This window comes from Plantibacter cousiniae (nom. nud.) (assembly GCF_977070315.1).
Genome location: NZ_CDRVEU010000006.1, coordinates 121897 through 142951, shown reverse-complemented (window position 1 = coordinate 142951; position 21055 = coordinate 121897). Strand labels below are relative to the sequence as shown.

At 61.9% G+C, this 21055-nt stretch carries 17 protein-coding genes; 8 read left to right on the top strand and 9 right to left on the bottom strand.

Going from position 1 to position 21055, the window contains the following annotated elements; genetic code table 11:
• Positions 1-27: 27 nt before the first annotated feature.
• The 7 genes from ACW55A_RS13645 to gshB form a co-directional block, all read right to left on the bottom strand.
• Entirely contained in the window at positions 28-1299 is a 1272-nt protein-coding gene (locus ACW55A_RS13645) for a dihydroorotase (RefSeq protein ID WP_003366140.1), read from the bottom strand.
• The gene (locus ACW55A_RS13640) at positions 1296-2300 is read right to left on the bottom strand and encodes an aspartate carbamoyltransferase catalytic subunit (RefSeq protein ID WP_003366142.1); all 1005 of its coding nucleotides are present in this window, start codon (positions 2298-2300) and stop codon (positions 1296-1298) included. Before ACW55A_RS13640 ends, ACW55A_RS13645 begins: the two co-directional genes overlap by 4 nt.
• A 12-nt stretch (positions 2301-2312) precedes the next feature.
• Positions 2313-2825, bottom strand: a complete 513-nt coding sequence (gene pyrR, locus ACW55A_RS13635; RefSeq protein WP_003366144.1) for a bifunctional pyr operon transcriptional regulator/uracil phosphoribosyltransferase PyrR — start codon at positions 2823-2825, stop codon at positions 2313-2315.
• A 255-nt stretch (positions 2826-3080) separates the two neighbouring features.
• Positions 3081-3521, bottom strand: coding sequence for a Holliday junction resolvase RuvX (ruvX, locus tag ACW55A_RS13630; RefSeq protein ID WP_002551734.1), 441 nt, complete (start codon positions 3519-3521; stop codon positions 3081-3083).
• Positions 3521-4093 (bottom strand): YqgE/AlgH family protein, encoded by a 573-nt coding sequence (locus ACW55A_RS13625; RefSeq protein ID WP_003366147.1) that lies wholly within the window; start codon positions 4091-4093, stop codon positions 3521-3523. The genes ruvX and ACW55A_RS13625 overlap by 1 nt, the downstream gene beginning before the upstream one ends.
• Before the next feature lie 75 nt (positions 4094-4168).
• Positions 4169-5062 (bottom strand): energy transducer TonB, encoded by an 894-nt coding sequence (locus ACW55A_RS13620; RefSeq protein WP_003366148.1) that lies wholly within the window; start codon positions 5060-5062, stop codon positions 4169-4171.
• Positions 5063-5237: 175 nt separating this feature from the next.
• Positions 5238-6197: a glutathione synthase gene (gene gshB, locus ACW55A_RS13615; protein ID WP_003316740.1), complete on the bottom strand. Its 960-nt coding sequence runs from the start codon at positions 6195-6197 to the stop codon at positions 5238-5240.
• Between the two features lie 254 nt (positions 6198-6451).
• Between gshB and pilG the strand changes: the two genes are divergently transcribed.
• Genes pilG through ACW55A_RS13585 form a run of 6 tightly spaced genes read left to right on the top strand, consistent with a single transcriptional unit; the run spans position 6452 to position 16413 of the window.
• The gene (gene pilG / locus ACW55A_RS13610) at positions 6452-6862 is read left to right on the top strand and encodes a twitching motility response regulator PilG (RefSeq protein ID WP_003366149.1); all 411 of its coding nucleotides are present in this window, start codon (positions 6452-6454) and stop codon (positions 6860-6862) included.
• A 46-nt stretch (positions 6863-6908) separates the two neighbouring features.
• Positions 6909-7274, top strand: a complete 366-nt coding sequence (gene pilH / locus ACW55A_RS13605; protein ID WP_003316741.1) for a twitching motility response regulator PilH — start codon at positions 6909-6911, stop codon at positions 7272-7274.
• 14 nt (positions 7275-7288) lie between these two features.
• Positions 7289-7828, top strand: a complete 540-nt coding sequence (locus ACW55A_RS13600) for a chemotaxis protein CheW (RefSeq protein WP_498811337.1) — start codon at positions 7289-7291, stop codon at positions 7826-7828.
• Positions 7829-7878: 50 nt separating this feature from the next.
• The gene (locus ACW55A_RS13595; protein WP_032609251.1) at positions 7879-9921 is read left to right on the top strand and encodes a methyl-accepting chemotaxis protein; all 2043 of its coding nucleotides are present in this window, start codon (positions 7879-7881) and stop codon (positions 9919-9921) included.
• A gap of 47 nt (positions 9922-9968) precedes the next feature.
• Complete coding sequence (locus ACW55A_RS13590; RefSeq protein WP_498811336.1) at positions 9969-15950, top strand: hybrid sensor histidine kinase/response regulator; 5982 nt, start codon at positions 9969-9971, stop codon at positions 15948-15950.
• Positions 15943-16413, top strand: coding sequence for a chemotaxis protein CheW (locus ACW55A_RS13585; protein WP_002551743.1), 471 nt, complete (start codon positions 15943-15945; stop codon positions 16411-16413). Before ACW55A_RS13590 ends, ACW55A_RS13585 begins: the two co-directional genes overlap by 8 nt.
• Before the next feature lie 108 nt (positions 16414-16521).
• Here the strand turns inward: ACW55A_RS13585 and selO are convergent, their stop codons facing one another.
• Positions 16522-17985, bottom strand: coding sequence for a protein adenylyltransferase SelO (selO, locus tag ACW55A_RS13580; protein ID WP_455808256.1), 1464 nt, complete (start codon positions 17983-17985; stop codon positions 16522-16524).
• A gap of 138 nt (positions 17986-18123) precedes the next feature.
• Positions 18124-18789, bottom strand: a complete 666-nt coding sequence (locus tag ACW55A_RS13575; protein WP_005778794.1) for a GntR family transcriptional regulator — start codon at positions 18787-18789, stop codon at positions 18124-18126.
• Positions 18790-19042: 253 nt separating this feature from the next.
• Between ACW55A_RS13575 and ACW55A_RS13570 the strand changes: the two genes are divergently transcribed.
• On the top strand, positions 19043-20275 hold the full coding sequence (locus tag ACW55A_RS13570; protein ID WP_002551747.1) for an NRAMP family divalent metal transporter: 1233 nt from the start codon (positions 19043-19045) through the stop codon (positions 20273-20275).
• A 15-nt stretch (positions 20276-20290) separates the two neighbouring features.
• Positions 20291-21055 carry a LamB/YcsF family protein gene (locus ACW55A_RS13565; protein ID WP_003366163.1) on the top strand — a complete coding sequence of 255 codons (765 nt, stop codon included), beginning with the start codon at positions 20291-20293 and terminating at the stop codon, positions 21053-21055.

The window sequence follows — 21055 nt, the reverse complement described above, 5'->3', positions numbered from 1 at the left end:
ACGTGGGAGCGAGAGCCCGGAGCGGGCTCAACGGCTGTAGCTGATCCGTCCATCCACCAGTGTGTAGCGTACCGAGCCCGGCAGACAGTGGCCGATGAAGGGGCAGTTTTCGCCTTTTGACAGCCAGGTCTCGCCGGCAACCGTCGAGGCGGCAGGATCGAACAGGACGATGTCGGCCGGCGCTCCTGCGCTCAGCTTGCCGGCCGGCAGGCGCAGCGCGGCGGCAGGGCCGCTGCTCAGGCGGGCAATCAGGGTCGGCAGGTCCAGCAGGCCGTCATCCACCAGCGTCATGGCCAGCGGCAGCAGCAGTTCGACGCTGCTGATGCCTGGCTCCGTAGCGCCAAACGGTGCCAGCTTGGCATCGCGTTCGTGCGGCTGGTGATGGCTGGAAATCGCCTGAATGACACCGCTCTTCACCGCTTCACGCAGGCCATCGCGGTCAGCGCGGGTGCGCAGCGGCGGCTGGACGTGATAGAGGCTGGAGAAGTCGATCAGCGCCTCGTCAGTCAGAATCAACTGATACAACGCCACATCCGCCGTCACCGGCAGACCGCGCGCCTGTGCCTGGGCGATCAGCGCCGCGCCACGGGCACTGGTCAGCTGGCTGAAGTGCGCACGTACACCGCTCTGTTCGACCAGCAACAGGTCGCGAGCCAGCGCCACGGTTTCGGCCGTCTCGGGAATGCCCGCCAGACCCAGGAAACTGGCCGTCGGACCATCGTGTGCCAGACCGCCTTCGGCCAGATCACGATCCTGCGAGTTGAAAATCACCGTCAGGTCGAAGGTCGCCGCATATTCCAGTGCCCGGCACAGCGTGCGGGTGTTGCTGAAGCTGCTCAGACCATTGCCGAAGGCCACGCAACCTGCGTCGCGCAGGGCGATCAGTTCTGCCAGCTGTTCGCCTTCCAGGCCCTTGCTCAGCGCCCCGATGGGGAACACCTTGCTGAACCCGGCCTCACGGGCGCGGTCGAGGATCAGCTCGGCCACTGCCGAGGTGTCGAGCACCGGTTTGGTACGTGGCGGGCAGCACAGGCTGGTCACGCCGCCTGCCACCGCTGCGCGGGTTTCGCTGGCGATGCTGCCCTTGCGACTGTAGCCAGGTTCGCGCAAGGACACATTGAGGTCGACCAGGCCCGGTGCTGCGACCAGCCCGGTAGCGTCGATGGTCTGAGTGGGCTCGAAACCCGCCGGGGCCGAACCGATGGCGCTGAGTTTGCCTGCTTCAAGGTGCAGGTCAGTGATTTGATCCAGCCCGCTGACCGGGTCGATGACGCGAGCGCCGAGGATGCTGAGCTTCACTGGGCGTTCTCCTGTTCGAATTGGCGTTGTGCGTTTTGTCCGCTCATGGCCATGGACAGCACCGCCATGCGGATCGCGATACCGTAAGTCACTTGATTGAGAATCACCGAATGCGCGCCGTCGGCCACTGCCGATTCGATTTCCACGCCGCGGTTGATCGGGCCGGGGTGCATGACAATCGCATCCGGCTTCGCAGCCGCCAGGCGCGCGGTGGTCAGGCCGAACAGGCGGTAGAACTCGCCTTCGCTGGGCAGCAGGCCGCCGGTCATGCGTTCACGCTGCAGGCGCAGCATGATGACCACGTCCACGTCCTTCAAACCTTCGTTGAGGTCGGTGTAGACCTTGACCCCGTATTGCTCGACGCCTACCGGCAGCAGGGTTTTCGGCCCGATCACGCGGATATCCGGGCAGCCCAGCGCCTTGAGCGCAAGCATATTGGAGCGTGCGACCCGTGAATGCAGGATGTCACCGACGATGGCCACCGACAGGTTCTCGAAACCGCCCTTGTGACGGCGGATGGTCAGCATGTCGAGCATGCCCTGGGTCGGGTGGGCATGGCGTCCGTCGCCGCCGTTGATGATCGCGACGTCCGGGCATACGTGCTCGGCAATGAAGTGCGCCGCACCCGAGTCGGCGTGGCGCACGACGAACATGTCGGCGGCCATCGCTTCGAGGTTGCGCAAGGTGTCGAACAGCGTTTCCCCCTTGCTGGTAGACGAGGTCGAGACGTTCAGCGTGATCACGTCGGCTGACAGGCGCTGGGCTGCCAGCTCAAAGGTGGTGCGGGTGCGCGTGGAGTTCTCGAAGAACACGTTGCACACCGTCTTGCCGCGCAACAACGGGACTTTCTTGACCGCCCGGGCGCCGACTTCAAGGAACGAGTCGGCCGTGTCGAGAATTTCGGTAAGCAGCTCGCGGGGCAAGCCGTCCAGAGACAGGAAATGGCGCAGCTGGCCCAAGTGGTTGAGCTGCAGCGGGCGCTTGGCGTCGAGAGGCGTCATCGCAATGGACTCTTAAAGGGCGGTGGAGAGGTCTTGAAGTTCGAGCGCCAGCGGCTCGGGGCCGGACAGCTTGATGCGTTCATTCGGTGCCAGCGACAGGGTGGCGCCGACCACGTTCGGACGCACCGGCAGTTCACCGGCGTCCAGGTCCAGCAGGCAGACCAGCGTGACACTGGCCGGGCGGCCGTAATCGAACAGTTCGTTGAGCGCGGCGCGGACGGTGCGGCCGCTCATCAGCACGTCATCGATCAGCACCAGGTGCTGGCCTTCGATCTCGAACGGCAGTTCAGAAGGGCGCACCTGAGGGTGCAGGCCGTTCTGGCTGAAATCATCGCGATAGAACGAAACGTCCAGCGTGCCCAGCGGAGCGGGGTTGTTCAGTGCCTTGAGCAGCGCCTGGGCAACCCAGACACCGCCAGTGCGGATGCCGATGAAACGAGGGTCGCTGATGCCGCGCTTGCTCAGGTGAGCGTTCAGGTCAGTGGCCATCTGACGAATCAGTTCGGCGGGGTCGGGCAGGCTCATGGTTGCTCCTTTGAGGCTCGGGCAGCGTCCTTTCCTGACTGTGTAAAAACTACTGCGCTTGGCAATACTGCGTTAAAAACAGGCGAAAAATGCTCATTTAGAACACCTAAGGTCGGTCGCGACCCCGGCCGTTTTCGCCTGTTTTTGCCTAGTCTTGCCTTCGCTCGTAACGTTTTTACACAGTCTGGTCCGTGGCGCGATGCTCAAGCGATAACGTGGAATCCGGGTATCTCGAAGCGATAAAGGCAGAAAAAGTCACACATTCAACAGTTCGGGGTGCTCGTCCAGCCAGCCTTGCAGCAATAGCGCAGCGGCAATGGCATCCACCGGATTGTCGCGATAGCTGCCCTTCTGGCCGCCGCGCGCCATGCGCTCGCCCTTGGCTTCGAAGGTGGTCAGGCGTTCATCATGGGTGTAGACCGTTACACCAAAGCGTCCGTTGAGCTTGCGCGAGAATTTTTCCGCGCGCGCGCTCATGTCGCTGGGCGTGCCGTCCATGTTCAACGGCAGACCCACCACGATCGCATCAGGTTTCCACTCGTTGATCAGCGCCTGGACCTTGTCCCAGTCCGGCACGCCATTCTGCGCCTTGAGCGTGCAGAGTTCACGTGCCTGGCCGGTAATCGCCTGGCCGACCGCAACGCCGATCTGTTTAGTGCCGTAATCAATGCCCAGCAGCAGCCGTAAGGCGGCCATCAAGCGTGCCCTGCCTGGGTCGAGATCAGGTTGAGATTGATGCCCAGACGTCTGGCGGCGGCGTCCAGACGCTGCTCGCTGTCCACATCGAACAGGATGGCCGGGTCGAACGAACAGGTCAGCCAGGCATTGTCGGCCATTTCAGCATCCAGTTGACCGGCATCCCATCCCGCATAACCCAGGGTGATCACATTTTGATCAGGTCCGTAGCCATCGGCGATGGAGAACAGCACATCCTGAGAAGTCGACAAGGAAATTCCGCCCGGAAGATTGACCGTCGCCTGAAAGGTCTGGCCGCTGGGATGCAGGACAAAGCCGCGATCGGTCTGCACCGGCCCGCCGGTATGAATGACGATGTCCTGGCAGTGTCTCGGTGCCGGAAGCTCCGGTCGCAGTTGTTCGAGTACATCGGCCAAGGTCAGGCTTTGCGGGCGGTTGATCACCAGCCCCATGGCGCCATTGGCGTTGTGCTCGACAATGTAGGTCAAGGTCTGAGCAAAGTTCTCATCGTGCATGTGAGGCATGGCGATGAGGAACTGATGCTTGAGATAACTCGGAGAGACTTTTTTCATGAGCCCTAGTTTGGCGTTGCCTTGCGCGGCTGACAACTGACACGTGTGGGTGTCGAGCGTCAGCTGGCAAAAAGTTCAGTTGCTTGACAGCTTGTCTCCGCGTGCAAATTTCCAGGTGCGGATGATCTCCAGTCGATCGATATCCGCCAGATCGCCGGTGAACGGCGCAAAAGGCGCCGCCAGACGCACGATTCGTTGTGCGGCCTGATCCAGCAAAGGCTGCCCTGAAGATTCAAGCACCAGCACTTCATACAACGAGCCGTCCCGATTGATTGACACAAGAAGTCGCAAATTACCGTAGATCTGCTTGCGTCGTGCTTCCTCAGGATAGTTCAGGTTTCCGACCCGCTCGACCTTCTTGCGCCAGTCATCCTTGTACCAGGCGCCTTTGTCGCGCATGGTCGACGCCGCATTGAGGCGGTGGATCTTCGGGCGCTTGGCGTAAAGCTGCTGTTCGGTCGACAGTTCGGCTTCCAGGCTGGCGATTTCGTTGCTCAGTTCCGAGCTGTCGAAGGTCGGTGCAGCCTTGGTGGCGGGCTCGGGCTTGACCTCATCGCGTTTGGCAACGGTTTTCTGCTGGCTGGGCGCGGTAGTCGCGACGGCGGTCTTCGGCGCTTCCTGTTTGACCACCGGCTTGCTGGCCGGGGGCGGCGTGACCTTGTTGACCTTGGTGTCCTGATAGGGCGCCAGTTCAGTGGTCTTGAGCGTTTCGGCCTTGTCCAGGGTGCCGCTGCCCTGCTGATCGTCTTGCGCCAGAAAGTCAGCCTGCTTGGGCTTTTCTTCGCTTTTGAAGGTGGCCAGGGTGATTTCCAGCGTCTGCGAGATCTGCTCCGGCTTTACATAGGTGAACCCCACGCCAAGGATCACCGCGAGGTGAATCAGCGCCGCGATCATCATGGTAAAGCCCAGGCGATCGGCAGGACGCACACCGGCGTTGGCGAGTTCCAGGGGGAGGTCGTTTTTGGCCATGGATGTCATTGGCGGTTCAGCATCTCGTCAGCCTGCATGTCAAAATCCGTGTCGTGTTACAGGTGGCGCATGATAACGCAATGTGCCGCGCCGCTCTGCTGCGGATCGGACGAAGGGAATCGATCTGACGCCGTGGCGCACGGTGTTGACCGTGGCCGGCGGCGTCAGTGGCTGATCAGCCCTTGCGTGCTTGCAGCTTCTTCTCGATCGCGTCCATCAGCAGGCCACCAATGTTGGTGCCGAAGGCGTTGTCGATCTCGCGGATGCAGGTCGGGCTGGTGACGTTGATTTCGGTCAGGTGCTCACCGATCACGTCGAGGCCGACGAACAGCAGGCCTTTTTCACGCAGGGTCGGGCCGATCTGTTCGGCGATCCAGCGGTCCTTGTCGCTCAACGGACGGGCCTCGCCACGCCCGCCTGCCGCCAGGTTGCCACGCGTTTCGCCGGCTGCCGGGATGCGTGCCAGGCAATACGGGACCGGTTCGCCATCGACCATCAGAATGCGTTTGTCGCCGTCCTTGATGGCGGGCAGGTAGCCCTGCGCCATGATTTGCTGCGTGCCGTGGGCGGTCAGGGTTTCGAGGATCACTGACAGGTTCGGATCGCCCGCACGATGGCGGAAGATCGACGCACCGCCCATGCCGTCCAGCGGCTTGAGGATCACGTCGCCGTGCTGTTCGGCGAATTCACGGATGATGTCCGCGCGGCGGCTGACCAGTGTCGGCGGTGTGCACTGCGGGAACAGCGTGGCGAACAGCTTCTCGTTGCAGTCACGCAGACTCTGCGGCTTGTTGACCACCAGGACGCCGGCACGCTCGGCCTGCTCCAGCAGGTAGGTGGCGTAGACGAACTCCATGTCGAACGGCGGATCCTTGCGCATCAGGATCACGTCCAGATCGTCAAGACCTGCGTCGACTTCGGCTTCGAACTCGAACCACTTGGCCGGATCGGCAAACACCTTGAGCGGCTTCATGCGTGCGCGGGCCTGGCCGGCGTTCTGATACAGGTCTTTCTGTTCCATATAGAACAGTGACCAGCCGCGTTCCTGGGCGGCAAGCAGCATGGCCAGCGAGCTGTCCTTTTTATAGGAAATGCGCTCAATGGGGTCCATGACAATCCCTAGGCGAACGCTCATGGGCAATATCCTCTGATCGGTAAGGGCCGCAACGGCCGTAAAATTGGCATCAGGGTGGCGCTCCGATTGCTCCCGGTCAAGGGGCAGGCCTGCCGCGATGCGCCAAGGTGCACTTTATGGATTGCGTCTGGAGAGTGTGCTAAAAAGGCTCGGCATCCGGTCTTCGGTCCCAGTGGATCAACGAAGCGATACCGTCAGGCTCCCAGTGCCTCGCAGAATGCGCAAAAATTCGCTGCGGCGATGGAAGAGCAGCTATGGAACAACACGCCTCCGCCCTGAAAGTCATGGTCATCGATGATTCGAAGACCATCCGCCGCACCGCCGAAACACTGCTCAAGAACGCAGGCTGTGAAGTCATCACTGCGATAGACGGTTTCGACGCGCTGGCCAAGATTGCCGATAACCACCCGCGAATCATATTCGTCGATATCATGATGCCGCGTCTGGACGGTTATCAGACCTGCGCGCTGATCAAGAACAACCGGGCATTCAAGTCGACGCCGGTCATCATGCTGTCCTCCAAGGACGGCCTGTTCGACAAGGCCAAGGGGCGGATTGTCGGTTCCGATCAGTTTTTGACCAAGCCTTTCAGCAAGGAAGAACTGCTCAGCGCGATCAAGGCTCATGTGCCGGGCTTCGTTGCAGCAGAACAACACATACCATGACGCCCGCGCCTGATGTAGCGCGCTCGTAATCTGACGGGGAACACCCATGGCTCGAATATTGATCGTCGATGACTCGCCGACTGAAATGTACAAACTCACCGGCATGCTGGAAAAGCACGGTCATGAAGTGCTCAAGGCCGAAAACGGCGCTGATGGCGTGGCCCTGGCCCGTCAGGAAAAGCCCGATGCCGTGCTGATGGACATCGTCATGCCGGGGCTCAACGGCTTTCAGGCCACGCGTCAGCTGACCAAGGATGCCGACACCAGCATGATCCCGGTGATCATGATTACCACCAAGGATCAGGAGACCGACAAGGTCTGGGGCAAACGTCAGGGCGCACGCGATTACCTGACCAAGCCGGTGGACGAAGAAACCCTGATGAAAACCCTGAATGCGGTGCTGGCCGGCTGATTGCCGGAATCGCCATGGCCGAGCCGCGCACCGCTTTTGAACTGCTTCTGGATATGGATCGACGCTGTCGTTCGCTGGCGGCGGGCCTGCCGCTGCAGGAAGCCCATCAGCAGGACTGGGTCGGTATCGGCTTTCGCATGGGCGAGCAACGGTTTGTAGCGCCGATCGGCGAGATCGCCGAAATCCTTCACGAACCCCATCATGCGGTAATGCCCGGTGTGAAGTTCTGGGTGGCGGGTATCGCCAACCTGCGCGGTCGCTTGTTGCCACTCATGGATCTGTGCGGGTTTTTCGGCCACGAACTGGTGCCGGTGCGCAAACAGCGACGGGTGCTGGTGGTCGAGCACCATGATGTATTTGCCGGTCTGCTGGTCGATGAAGTGTTCGGCATGCAACGTTTCAGTCAGTTGAGCCTCATACCCCAGACCCCGCATGACATGGATCAGCGTATGGTGCCGTTCCTGCGCGGGCAGTTTATCCGCGAACAGGCGTGGCAGATCTTCAGCCCGTGGGCGCTGGTGCAGTCTGCGGAGTTCATGGACCTGGCTTCCTAGCATGTCGGGCCTGGTGTGTTTCACAATTGATCCAGGCGGGGGCCTGATTAATGAGTAGTACAGACCGGTCAAGGGAAGGCGCAAGAAGCCGGACGCAGATTATTCTGCTGTTCGTGGCGCTTATCGTTTTCATCATGTTGCTGTTCGCCAACTTCGCTTACCTCAACACTCAGTCCAACTACGACAAACAGTACATCGGGCATGCCGGTGAGCTGCGCGTCCTGTCGCAACGCATCGCGAAAAACGCCACCGAAGCGGCTGCCGGCAAAACCCAGGCGTTCAAGTTGCTGGCCGATGCGCGCAATGATTTCGACGTGCGCTGGGGCTATCTGAGAAAAGGCGACCCGGCCACCGGCCTGCCTGCGGCCCCCGACCTGATACGCGACGAATTGCGCACCGTGCAACGTGACTGGGAAGGGCTGCGCAAGAGCACCGACGTGATTCTGGCCAGCGAACAGACCGTTCTGTCGCTGCATCAGGTGGCGGCAACGCTGGCCGAAACCATTCCGCAATTGCAGGCCGAATACGAGAAAGTCGTCGAGAGTCTGCTGCAAAGCCGTGCGCCCGCCGCACAGGTGGTGGTTGCGCAACGCCAGGCGCTGCTCGCAGAACGAATTCTCGGCTCGGTCAACACCGTGCTGGCCGGTGATGAAACGGCTGTGCAGGCCGCCGACGCCTTTGGCCGCGATGCCAGCCAGTTTGGTCGTGTGCTCAACGGCATGCTGGAGGGCAACGCCACGCTGCGCATATCCCAGGTCGAGGACCGCGATGCGCGCGCGCGGCTGGCGGAGATCGCCGAGCTGTTCGAATTCGTCTCCGGCTCGGTGGACGAGATTCTCGAAACCTCGCCCGAGCTGTATCAGGTGCGCGAGGCCTCGGGCAACATCTTTAACACATCACAGACCTTGCTGGATGAAACCTCGGTACTCGCCAACAGCCTGGAAAACCTTGCCAAGCGCCGCACTATGAACACCGTCGGCGGCTATGTGCTGGGCTTGCTGGCGCTGGCGTCGATCATCCTCATCGGTCTGGTCATGGTGCGCGAGACCAATCGCCAGTTGCGCGAAACTGCGCAGAAGAGCGAACGCAACCAGACGGCGATCATGCGTCTGCTGGACGAGATCGAGAACCTCGCCGATGGCGACCTGACGGTCACGGCCTCGGTGACCGAGGACTTCACCGGGGCGATTGCCGACTCCATCAATTACTCCATCGACCAGTTGCGCGAGCTGGTGGTGACCATCAACCTGACTGCCGAGCAGGTAGCGGCTGCGGTGACCGAAACCCAGGCGACGGCCATGCAATTGTCGGCTGCTTCAGAGCACCAGGCGTTGCAGATCAGTGCGGCGTCGACAGCGATCAACGACATGGCGGCGTCCATCGATCAGGTTTCGACCAACGCCTCGGAGTCCTCGGCCGTGGCGGAGCGCTCCGTGACGATAGCCAATAAAGGCAACGAGGTGGTGCAAAACACCATTCATGGCATGGACAACATTCGCGAGCAGATTCAGGACACCTCCAAGCGCATCAAGCGTCTGGGCGAGTCGTCACAGGAGATTGGCGACATCGTCAGCCTGATTGACGACATTGCCGACCAGACCAATATTCTGGCCCTCAATGCCGCCATTCAGGCGTCGATGGCCGGTGATGCCGGACGAGGGTTTGCTGTGGTAGCCGACGAAGTACAACGGCTGGCCGAGCGTTCGTCGTCTGCGACCAAGCAGATCGAAACGCTGGTCCGGGCCATCCAGAACGACACCAACGAGGCGGTTATCTCCATGGAGCAGACCACCAGCGAAGTGGTGCGCGGTGCCCGGCTGGCGCAGGACGCCGGGGTGGCGCTGGGCGAAATCGAAGGGGTGTCCAGAGTGCTGGCCGAGCTGATCGAAAGTATCACCGATGCCGCCCACCAACAGGCCGAGTCTGCCGGGCAGATTTCGCAGATCATGACCGTCATTCAGCAGACCACTTCGCAGACCACCTCGGGCACATCGGCCACCGCCGAAAGCATCGGCAACCTGGCGAAAATGGCCAGCGAAATGCGGCGCTCGGTATCGGGCTTTGCCCTGCCGTCATCGAAGAAAGCCGGATGATGTACCGCACATGAACAACCTTGATTGGGTAACGGACGGTACTCGTCATGGCTGATCGTCACGATTACGTAGCTCTTGAGTGGCTGAAGGGCGAGATCGCCGAAACGCTGCGCCAGGCCCGACAGGCGCTGGACCCGTTCATCGAAGACCCGACCAACGCTGCAGCGATGGCCGAGTGCCTGAACCTGGTGCATCAGGTTCACGGCAGCCTGCAGATGATCGAGTTCTACGGCGCCGCGTTGCTGGCCGAGGAAATCGAGCAACTGGCGCTGGCGGTCCAGCAGAACCGCGTCAGCCATCCGATCGAGTCCGAGCAACTGTTGATCCAGGCCATGAGTCAGTTGCCGGTTTACCTGGAACGCATTCATTCCGCGCGCCGCGACCTGCCGCTGGTGGTCTTGCCATTGCTCAATGACCTGCGCAGTGCGCGGGGCGAAAGTCTGCTCTCGGAAACCAGCCTGTTCGCCCCGCAACTGGTCGTCGTGCCGCCGCTTGATGAAGAGGAGCTGGCGCGGCGCAATACCCCGGAATTGCCCAACCTGCTGCGCAAGCTGCGCCAGACCCTGCAGGCGGCGCTGGCCGGCCTGATGCGTGAGCAGGGCGTGCAGACCCAGCTCGGCTACATGGCCAAGGTGTTTGCCCGGCTTGAACAGTTGTGCGAAGACGCGCCGCTCGGTGCGCTCTGGCGGATCGCCTCGGCACTGGTCGAAACCATGCTCAACGGCAACTTCACCAACAGCCCGGCGCTGCGCAGTCTGCTGAAGGACGCCGACAAGGAACTCAAGCGTCTGGCCGAGCAGGGCGTCACCGGCATCAACCAGCCCGCCCCCGAAGAGCTGTTGAAAAGCCTGCTGTTCTATATCGCCAAGTCCGACAGCCTGGCGCCGAAGATGCTCGACCTCAAGGACCAGTACGCGCTGGCCGATGCCTTGCCCGGCAACGATGTGGTCAATGAAGAGCGCGCCCGCATGGCCGGTCCGGACCGTGACGCCATGCGTTCGGTGATCGTGGCCTTGTGTGAAGGGCTGGTCAGGGTCAAGGAGCGGCTCGACGTGTTCGTGCGCGGCGACCGTCAGCATGTCAGCGAGCTCAACGCGTTGCTGCCGCCGTTGCGGCAGATTGCCGATACCCTGGCGGTGCTGGGTTTCGGCCAGCCGCGCAAGGTGATCATCGATCAGTTGTCTGTGGTGCTCGGTCTGGCGCAGGGGCAGCGCGAGCCCAGCGACGCTGCGCTGATGGATGTCGCGGGTGCCTTGCTCTACGTCGAATCGACCCTTGCCGGCATGGCCGGCAGTCACGAGCAGGTCAGCCGCGAGGAAAGCCGCCTGCCGACTACCGACCTGACGCAGATTCATCAACTGGTGATTCGCGAAGCCCGCACGGTGTTGCAGCAGGCCAAGGACGTGATCCTCGATTACATCGACGGCGAGTGGGACCGGCAGCGGCTCGATCCGCTGTGCGCGCTGATCGTGCAGGTACGGGGTGCGCTGGCGATGATCCCGCTGGCCCGTGCTGCCAGCCTGCTGGCCGCTTGTAACGAATACATTCAGGAACACCTGCTGGTGGACGAAACCCGTCCCACCTGGGTTCAGCTCGATTGCCTGGCCGACACCATCACCGGCATCGAGTATTACCTGGAGCGCATGCTCGAAGACCATCAGGCGCCTGGCGACCAGGTGCTCGACATGGCCCAGCAAAGCCTGGCACGGCTGGGCTATACGCCCGCTGCGGACACTCTCGAAGTACCGTTGCTCGAAGAGATCATCACTCAGGACGAGTTGCTGGAGCTGGATGACCGCAAGGCGCTGGTCAGCCCCACGCAGACCATTGCCCAGGTCCTCGCCAGCCCGGTCTCGGCCGTCAACCCTCCCGCCCGTAACGTACCCACCAGCCTGTTGCCGCCCGCGGCCGGAGAAGAGGCGGTGGACGACGAGTTGCGCGATGTGTTTCTCGAAGAGGCCGACGAGGTGCTCGACGCGCTGCGCGAGTACCTGCCGCGCTGGTTCACCTCGCTTGGCAGCGACGGCCGTTGGGACAGCACGGCGCTGACCGAGGTACGCCGTGCGTTTCATACGCTCAAGGGCAGCGGCCGGATGGTGCGTGCACTGATCCTCAGCGAACTGGCCTGGGCGGTGGAAAACCTGCTCAACCGGGTGCTGGAAGGCGACGTACTGCCGGGCCTCGAAGTGCAGCAATTGATGAGCGAAGTGCAGGCGCTGCTGCCGTCGGTCATCCGCGACTTTGCCGAAGATGCACAGTGCCAGCGTAACGATGTCGACCTGTTGGCGGCCCGTGCCCATGCGTTGGCCAATGGGCTGGAGCTGCCGACGCTGCCGGTCGCGGATGATCCTGAGGCAGGCGAGCCTGTTGCCGCCGAAGCGCTCGATCCACAGTTGCTGGAGATTTTCCGTCAGGAAGCGCTCGGCCATCTGAACACCCTCGGTCGCTTCCTCGACAACGCCGAACAATCAGCGTCGCCGGCGATCAGCGACGCGGTGCTGCGTGCGCTGCATACGCTCAAGGGCAGCGCGCACATGGCCGGAGTGCTGCCGATTGCCGAACTGGCCAGCCCGCTCGATCAACTGGTGCGTGAATACAAGGCCAACCTCATCGATATCGGCTCACCGGAACTCGTCCTGCTGCGCCGCGCCGAGCCGTTGCTGCACAAGGGCCTCGAACAACTCGACAGCACGCCGCTGGCCGATATTCCGGGTGCCGCGCCGCTGATCGAGGCCGCCCTGGCAATGCTCAACGAGCGCCTCACCGTGGTGCTGCGCGAGTCGGACAGCGGCCTGCGGATCAAGCGCAACCCCACGCTGCTCGCCAGTTTTCTGGCCGAAGGCATGGACATCGTGCTGGATGCGGAAAACCTCCTGCGGCGCTGGCGGCAGCACCCCGGCGAACGTCAGGAACTGAGCGCGCTGCTCGATGAGCTGACCACCCTCGGTCACGGCGCGCATCTGGCCGACCTGCCGCAGGTCGATGAACTGTGCGAAGCCTTACTCGACCTCTACGGAGCGGTCGAGGAAAGCAGTCTGGCGGTCAGCGAACGGTTTTTCGATGTGGCAGAAAATGCTCACGAAGCGCTGATCAACATGCTTGATCAGGTGGCTGCCGGCCAGGATGTCGAGCCGCGTCCCGAATGCGTGCGTGCCTTGAACCAGTTGCTGGATCAGGCGCTTGACCCGTCGGCGACCGGGCTGGTCAAGAGCGACGGCCATCGCACGTTGAGCATCACCGAGCTCAACGCCGCCACCGAGCAACTGGCAAACGAGGCCGGGCACACTGACACTGACGTTGCCGGTCCGGACGACGAAATCGTCGAGATATTTCTGGAGGAAGCCGTCGATATCCTCGACAGTGCCGGTCAAGCGTTGCAGCGCTGGCTGGCCGATCCAGAAAACCCTGCGCCGCTGGCCTCGTTGCAGCGTGACCTGCACACCCTCAAGGGCGGTGCGCGGATGGCTGAGGTGGGCGAGGTGGGCGATCTGGCCCACGAACTGGAAAACCTCTACGAAGGCTTGATCGACCGGCGCTTCAACCATTCGCCGACGCTGGCCGAGCTGCTGCACGAGAGCCACGACCATCTGGCGATTCTGCTCGAGCAACTGTATCGGCAGGAAGCGCTCAGCGACCCTTCGGCCTTGATCGAAGCACTGCGCAGCTGCCGCACGCTCGAGAGCACCGGGCCCGAGGTGCAGGCCTCGCCGGTGGCCAATGAAGATCTTCCCGAACATGACACCGAGCTGCGTGAAGTCTTCCTTGAGGAAGGCTTCGACATCATGGAAAGCTCCGGCGCGGCATTGGCCCGCTGGCAGGCCGATCCGCATAACATGCTGGAAGTCGAAAACCTGCTGCGCGACCTGCACACCCTCAAGGGCGGCGCGCGGATGGTGGAAATCGCTCCGATAGGCGACCTCGCTCACGAACTGGAGACGCTTTACGAGGGGCTTTCCACCGGAAGTCTGCAGCCCGCGCCGTTGATGATCGGCCTGTTGCAGAGCGGTCAGGATGTGCTGGCCGACATGCTCGATGCCGTGCGCAATGAAAAACCGTTGCCTGATGCCACCTTGCTGATTGAGAGCATTCGCAGGCTGGCCACCGATGAGCCGGTGGGCGCACCGCTGGCTGCGCAGGACCCGGAAGTCAGTCCGGAGTCAGTCGTCGCCGTGGCCCCGGTGGCCGAAGGGGAGGCCGAGCGCAGCGGCCCGGAAATGGTCAAGGTGCCTGCCGAGCAACTGGAAGACCTGGTCAACCTGGCCGGCGAAACATCCATCTTCCGTGGACGCATCGAACAGCAGATCATTGATTCGCAGATCGCTCTGGTCGAGATGGAAACCACCATCGAGCGGATGCGCGACCAATTGCGTCGTCTCGATATGGAAACCCAGGGGCGCATCCTTAGCCGGGAGCAGGTCCAGGCCGAGCGGCTGGGTTACGAAGAGTTCGACCCGCTGGAAATGGACCGTCATTCGCAGTTACAGCAACTGTCGCGCGCCTTGTTCGAATCGGCGTCCGACCTGATGGACCTCAAGGAAACCCTCGGTGCGCGCGCCCGCGACGCAGAAACGCTGCTGTCGCAACAGGCCAGGGTCAACACCCAGCTCCAGGAAGGCCTGATGCGTACGCGCATGGTGCCGTTCGAGCGATTGGTGCCACGCCTGCGTCGTGTGGTACGCCAAGTGGCGTCGGAACTGCACAAGAAAGTCCATTTCGAAGTGGGCAATGCCGACGGTGAAATGGACCGCAACGTGCTGGAGCGAATGGTCGCGCCACTGGAGCACATGCTGCGCAACGCCGTCGATCACGGGCTTGAAAGCACCGAAAAACGCATCGCCGCCGGCAAGCCGGAGCAGGGCCATATCAGTCTGGAACTGATGTACGAAGGCGGCGATATGGTCATCGAACTGAGCGATGATGGCTCTGGCGTTGACCTCGCTGCAGTACGTCGCAAGGCCATCAAGCGCGGCATGATCCACCCGGATGCCGATCTGTCCGACCATGAAGTGTTGCCGTTCATTCTGCAGGCGGGGTTTTCCACCAGCGAGATCATCACCCAGATTTCCGGCCGTGGTGTGGGCATGGATGTGGTGCACGCCGAGGTCAAGCAACTGGGCGGTTCCATGGTCATCGACTCGGTGCCGGGCAAGGGCACGCGCTTCCGTATCCGGCTGCCGATTTCGGTGTCGGTCAACCGGGCGTTGATGGTGACGTGCGGCGAAGAACAGTATGCAGTACCGCTCAATACCGTCGATGGCATCGTGCGTGTCATGGCCAATGAGCTGGACGGCTATTACCAGACCACCCCGCCGCGCTATCAATATGGCGGACGCAGTTACGAGTTGCGCTATCTGGGCGAATTGCTGGGTAGCAGCCCGCCCAGACTGGCCGGGCAATTGCAGCCGCTGCCGGTGTTGCTGGTGCATCTGCAGGATCAGTGGGTGGCGGTGCAGGTCGATGCGCTGGCAGGCTCGCGCGAGATCGTGGTCAAGAGCCTTGGTACGCAGTTCTCAAGGGTGCAGGGCATTTCCGGTGCGACCATTCTGGGTGACGGCCGCGTGGTGCTGATTCTCGATCTGATGGCGCAGATCCGTACCTTGCAGGGCTTGCCTTTCAGAGGGTTGGCGCCTGCCTACCACGAAGCCGAGCACGCCAGACCGTTGCTGGTGATGGTGGTCGACGATTCGGTGACGGTGCGCAAAGTCACCAGCCGCTTGCTGGAGCGCCACGGCATGCACGTACTGACTGCCAAGGACGGTGTCGATGCCATGACCCTGTTGCAGGAGCACACGCCTGACATCATGCTGCTCGATATCGAAATGCCGCGTATGGACGGCTTTGAAGTGGCCAGCCAGATCCGCCAGGACGAACAGCTCAAGGAACTGCCTATCATCATGATCACCTCTCGCTCGGGCCAGAAGCATCGCGATCGGGCGATGGCGGTGGGCGTCAACGAGTACCTGAGCAAGCCCTATCAGGAAACCGTGTTGCTGGAGAGCATCGCTTACTGGAGCCAGGCGCATGTCTGAAGGCACGTTCCAGACCAGCCGGCTGACCAGTCTGACCGGCCTGCTGCTGCCGTTGAGTGACCGGCATCTGCTGCTGCCTAACGTCGCGGTCGCCGAGTTGATCGATTACCAGGATTGCAGCGCAGAGCCGGGCGCCCCCGAGTGGTACCTGGGACCGATCAGCTGGCGCGAACTGACCTTGCCACTGCTCAGCTTCGAAGCCGCCTGCGGAGGCCGCACCCGTGTCGGCGGTCGAGCCCGGATCGTGGTGCTCAATGCGTTGGGCGGACGCAACGATGTCAGGTTCATCGCCCTGCTGACCCAGGGCATCCCGCGCTCGTGCAAGGTCGACAGCCAGTTGAGCTACGTCGACGTTCCGCTGGCCGAACTGGAGCTGGCCGCCGTACAGATCGGCGAAACCGTAGCCCGCATTCCCGACCTCGAAGGCCTGGAGCAATGGCTGGTGGATGCAGGGCTGTCATAGGTAAAGAGGACGCGGAGCGTCCAGAACGGCATGCGACGCGGAGCGCCGCACGATAGTGTGATGATCGTTCCTCACGCTCCAGCATGGGCACGATAGAGGACAAACGCCTCACGACGAACAGCTGATTTCCAGGTGCTTGCCCCAGTCCGGCGGGCGTTGGGCGTAGCCTTGCATGCCGGGCTGTTCGGTGAAGGGTGTGCAGAGCACCTGATGCAGGCGGCGGACTTCTTCGTAGTCGCCTTTTTCCGCTGCGGCGATGGCGTTCTGCGCCAGGTAGTTGCGCAGGATGTAAAGCGGATTGACCGCATGCATGCGGGTTTGACGCTCCTGCTCGGTGCCGTTGTCTTCGACGGCAATACGCGTCTGATACGCTTCTGCCCAGGCATCGAAGCCCTTGATATCGACAAAGTCGTCACGCAACGTGCGCAACGCCTCGGCGGCTGGCTGGTCACCCAGGCGGCGGAAGAACAGGGTGTAATCCACGCCACTGTTCTGCATCAGCTTCAGCAACTGACTGACCAGTTGTTCGTCCTGCTCCTTGGCAACGGTCAGGCCCAGTCGGCGGCGCATCAGGTCCAGGTAGTGCGCCTGATACAGCGGCAGGAACAAACCGATGGCCTCGCGCAACGCTTCCACGCTGATGAACGGGGTCAGCGCCTGTGCCAGCGCGCTGAGGTTCCATTGCGCGATAGGCACCTGATTGCTGAAGGAGTAGCGGCCTTCGTGATCGGAATGGTTGCAGATGAAGTGCTCATCGAAATCGTCCAGAAACGCGAACGGTCCGAAATCGAAGGTAATGCCCAGAATCGACATGTTGTCGGTGTTCATCACGCCATGACAGAAGCCGTAGGCCTGCCACTTGGCAATCAGCTCGGCGTTGCGCTCGACGATTTCCCGGAACATCGCCAGATACGGCTCAGGCTGCTCCTGGCAGTGCGGGTAATGCATCGTCAGCACATGCTCGGCGAGGGTCTTCAACTGCTCTGGCTGTTTGGTGTAGAAAAAGTATTCCAGACTGCCGAAGCGCACATGGCTCTGCGCCAGACGCAGCACCATGGCTGCATGTTCCTGGGTTTCGCGCCACACCGGCGTGCTGGAGCTGACCACACACCCCGCGCGGCTGCTGGGGATGCCCAGCGCGTGCAGGGCTTCGGAGGCCAGAAACTCGCGGATCGACGAGCGCAGTACGGCGCGCCCGTCACCCATCCGTGAATACGGTGTGCGGCCTGCGCCCTTGAGGTGCAGGTCCCAGTGCTCGCCGGCGTCGTTGTACACCTCGCCTAGCAACAGCCCGCGACCGTCGCCCAGGCGCGGGTTGTAGGAGCCAAACTGATGCCCGGAATACACCATTGCCCGCGGCTCTGCCTCGGACCACAGCTTGTGGCCGCTGAAGATTTCCGCGAACAGCGGCAGATCGGCCTGTTCAGGCGCCAGGTCCAGCAGTGCCAGCGCTGACTGGCTGGCAACCACAAGCTGCGGCGCATCGATGGGTTCAGGCAGCACGGAAGTGGAGAACGCATCGCCCAGACGGGCAAAGCGGTTGTCGAAAGTGAGTTCGTCGAGTGCTTTCAAAGCGTATCGCCTCCAGAGGGGAATTTCAGGCTTTCAACGAAGCGGCGGCCTGCCTGGCTCGTCGGGCGTGTTGCAACGGTCAGAACCCGTAGACCGGGTCCCTGGGTGGTAGTTCTGGTGATCGGGCCTGCGCCCGGACTACCGGTTCCGGCTTCGCTCGAAGGCGGCCAGAATCGTTCGTTCCGATTGCACCAGATAATCCTCGAGCATGCGCGTCGCCTCATCGGTCTTGCCCGCGTCAAGGCGCCCGAGTACCGCTGCATTCATGTCCAGATAGGGCGAATGCAGAAGCTCCGGGTCGTTGAGCAGCCCGAAGGCCAGGCGCAACTCTGCTGATATCTGCGCATAAAACGCCGCCAGTCGCGGGCTGTCGGACAGCTCGACGATGGCCTTGTGAAACATCATGTTGGCGGTGCCCACGGCAATCCAGTCCTTGGCCTCACGCGCCTGCACGCCGGCCTCGACCGCATTGCGCATGTGCAGCACACCGGGATGCTGTGGATAAGCCTGGGCAATCGCCCCGCATTCGATGAAGCGCCGAATTCGGTAGATATCGATGATTGAAGCCATATCAGGCTTGGCCACGGTGACCCCTCGATTGGGTTCGTGGGTCAGCAGTCCTTCGCGAGTCAGCACTCTGAAAGCTTCTCTGAGGGTGTTACGGGAAATATCCAGACTCTCGGCCAGCGCGGCTTCCGAGAGGCGCTGACCGGGTACCAGCTCGCCCTCGACCAGCATTCTGCGAAGCTCAGTGGTGATCGATTCTCCGAGGGTGCGAGGGAGGGCAGAAGCAGCGTCGTTCATAAAGGGTCCAGAGAAAGAAAAGCCAGGTCGATATTCCACGACAGCTCATTTGCTGGCAAGGACGAAGGTCAGCAGATGCTTCATCAGGTAGCACATCTGAGTCCCCGCGTAACAACATGGTGCACATGGTTGATCCATATCGCCTACATTGTTCAACAATATTATCTTTATGGATCTACAACTTGGCGCGTTTGAATGACCTTTGGCATGGTCATTGCTCTGGCAGAATACCCCTCATCTCAGGAATGCCGCCGTGACACAGACTGCCAATGAGTTCACCAAGGCGCGCCGCGCCTCTTTGATCGCCGCGATCTTCATGATGGCGACGTCTGCCATCGGTCCTGGTTTTCTGACCCAGACAGCCACGTTCACCGCGACTCTGGGAGCGGCGTTCGCCTTCGGCATTCTGGCCTCGATCCTGATCGACTTCGTGGTGCAGTTGAATGTCTGGCGCATCGTGACGCTGACCAGAATGCGCGCGGCCGATCTGGCCAATGCAGCGATTCCGGGCAGCGGTTATCTGCTCGCGGTACTGGTCATCTTCGGCGGCCTGGTGTTCAGTCTGGGCAACATCGCCGGTGCGGGCCTGGGCTTGAATGCGTTGACCGGTCTTGACCCCAAATGGGGGGGCGCCTTGAGCGCGCTGATCGCCATCGCGATTTTCTCATCGCACCGCGCCGGCATTGCCATGGACCGTATCATGATGGTGCTGGGCACCCTGAAGGTCTGCCTGATCCTCTTCGCCGCCTTTGCCTCGCATCCGCCGCTGGGCGAGGCTCTGCGCCAGACGATCCTGCCGGACATGGTCGATTTCGCGGCCATCACCACCATTGTCGGCGGCACGGTCGGTGGCTATATCACTTACGCCGGTGCTCACCGCTTGCTGGATCGCGGCACCGTCGGGGTCGAGAACATCGATGTCGTGTCCAAGGCGGCGCTGACCGGTATTCTGGTCACCGGGGTTGTCCGTTACATACTGTTTCTGGCGATCCTCGGCGTGGTCGCCAGCGGCGTCGTCATCGATGTATCCGGCCAGGGCGCAAACCCTGCGGCCCAGGCGTTCACCGCTGCCGCTGGCAACTTCGGCCTGATCATGTTCGGCCTGGTGCTCTGGGCGGCCGGCATCAGCAGCGTGATCGGCGCGTCCTATACTTCGATGTCGTTCATCACGGTATTTTCCAAACGCATCACCGAGCGCGTGCGCAACCTGGCAACTGTCGGCTTTATCCTGATCACCGTGGTCGTATACGTCATGTGGGGCAAACCACCGGCCGCGCTGCTGGTCTTTGCCGGGGGCTTCAACGGTTTGATCCTGCCACTGGGCCTGAGCATTTTCATGTACGTCGGCTGGCGCCGGTCCGACATGATGGACGGCTACCACTACCCGCGCTGGCTATTGGTGCTGGGCGTGCTGACCTGTCTGCTGTCGTGGTACATGGCGTTCAAATCGGCGGGAGCCATCTTTGCCTTCATCAATGCAGCCTGATTTCGGAGAATAAAAATGCCTGCAATAGACCTCAATAGTGATCTCGGTGAAAGCTTCGGCGCCTGGAGCATGGGCGACGACGAGGCGATTCTCGATGTGGTCAGCAGCGCCAATGTGGCCTGCGGCTTCCATGCCGGTGACCCGGCCGGGATCCTGCGCACCCTCGAGGCCGCTGCGGCCCGGGGCGTTGCCATCGGCGCACATGTGGCCTACCCGGACCTGGTAGGGTTTGGCCGCCGCAACATGGACATCCCGAGCGACCAACTGACCGCCGACGTCATTTATCAGATCGGCGCGCTTCAGGGCCTGGCCCGCAGCGCCGGGACCCGCGTGAGCTACGTCAAGCCTCACGGCGCGCTGTACAACACCATTGCCGGTGATCAGCGTCAGGCCGCGGCAGTCATTCAGGCGCTGCTGCGCATTGACCCCGCGTTGAAGCTGGTGTGCCTGGCTAATTCCCCGCTGCTCGACTGGGCACGCGACGCCGGGCTTTCCTGCGTCGCCGAAGCGTTCGCCGACCGCGCCTATACCGCTGAAGGCACGCTGGTCTCGCGCTCGCGGCCCGGTGCCGTGCTGCACGACGCCGAACTGATCGCCGAACGCATGCTGCGCCTGGTGCGCGAAGGCATCATCGAGGCTGAAGACGGCCGCGAAATCAGCCTGCAGGCCGATTCGATCTGCGTGCATGGCGACAGCCCGGGCGCGGTGAACATCGCCCGCATCCTGAAAAACCGTTTGCACGATGCAGGCGTCACTGTCCGCGCATTCAATCGAGGTTGA

Excerpts from the sequence above, each read along its gene's own strand:
- ACW55A_RS13600 (WP_498811337.1), top strand. The coding sequence starts at position 7,289 with ATGGCCGAGCCGCGCACCGCTTTTGAACTGCTTCTGGATATGGATCGA.
- ACW55A_RS13565 (WP_003366163.1), top strand. The coding sequence starts at position 20,291 with ATGCCTGCAATAGACCTCAATAGTGATCTCGGTGAAAGCTTCGGCGCC.
- ACW55A_RS13640 (WP_003366142.1), bottom strand. The coding sequence starts at position 2,300 with ATGACGCCTCTCGACGCCAAGCGCCCGCTGCAGCTCAACCACTTGGGC.
- pilG (WP_003366149.1), top strand. The coding sequence starts at position 6,452 with ATGGAACAACACGCCTCCGCCCTGAAAGTCATGGTCATCGATGATTCG.
- ACW55A_RS13595 (WP_032609251.1), top strand. The coding sequence starts at position 7,879 with ATGAGTAGTACAGACCGGTCAAGGGAAGGCGCAAGAAGCCGGACGCAG.
- ACW55A_RS13575 (WP_005778794.1), bottom strand. The coding sequence starts at position 18,789 with ATGAACGACGCTGCTTCTGCCCTCCCTCGCACCCTCGGAGAATCGATC.
- gshB (WP_003316740.1), bottom strand. The coding sequence starts at position 6,197 with ATGAGCGTTCGCCTAGGGATTGTCATGGACCCCATTGAGCGCATTTCC.
- ACW55A_RS13585 (WP_002551743.1), top strand. The coding sequence starts at position 15,943 with ATGTCTGAAGGCACGTTCCAGACCAGCCGGCTGACCAGTCTGACCGGC.
- ACW55A_RS13620 (WP_003366148.1), bottom strand. The coding sequence starts at position 5,062 with ATGGCCAAAAACGACCTCCCCCTGGAACTCGCCAACGCCGGTGTGCGT.
- ACW55A_RS13625 (WP_003366147.1), bottom strand. The coding sequence starts at position 4,093 with ATGAAAAAAGTCTCTCCGAGTTATCTCAAGCATCAGTTCCTCATCGCC.
- ACW55A_RS13590 (WP_498811336.1), top strand. The coding sequence starts at position 9,969 with ATGGCTGATCGTCACGATTACGTAGCTCTTGAGTGGCTGAAGGGCGAG.
- pyrR (WP_003366144.1), bottom strand. The coding sequence starts at position 2,825 with ATGAGCCTGCCCGACCCCGCCGAACTGATTCGTCAGATGGCCACTGAC.
- ruvX (WP_002551734.1), bottom strand. The coding sequence starts at position 3,521 with ATGGCCGCCTTACGGCTGCTGCTGGGCATTGATTACGGCACTAAACAG.
- pilH (WP_003316741.1), top strand. The coding sequence starts at position 6,909 with ATGGCTCGAATATTGATCGTCGATGACTCGCCGACTGAAATGTACAAA.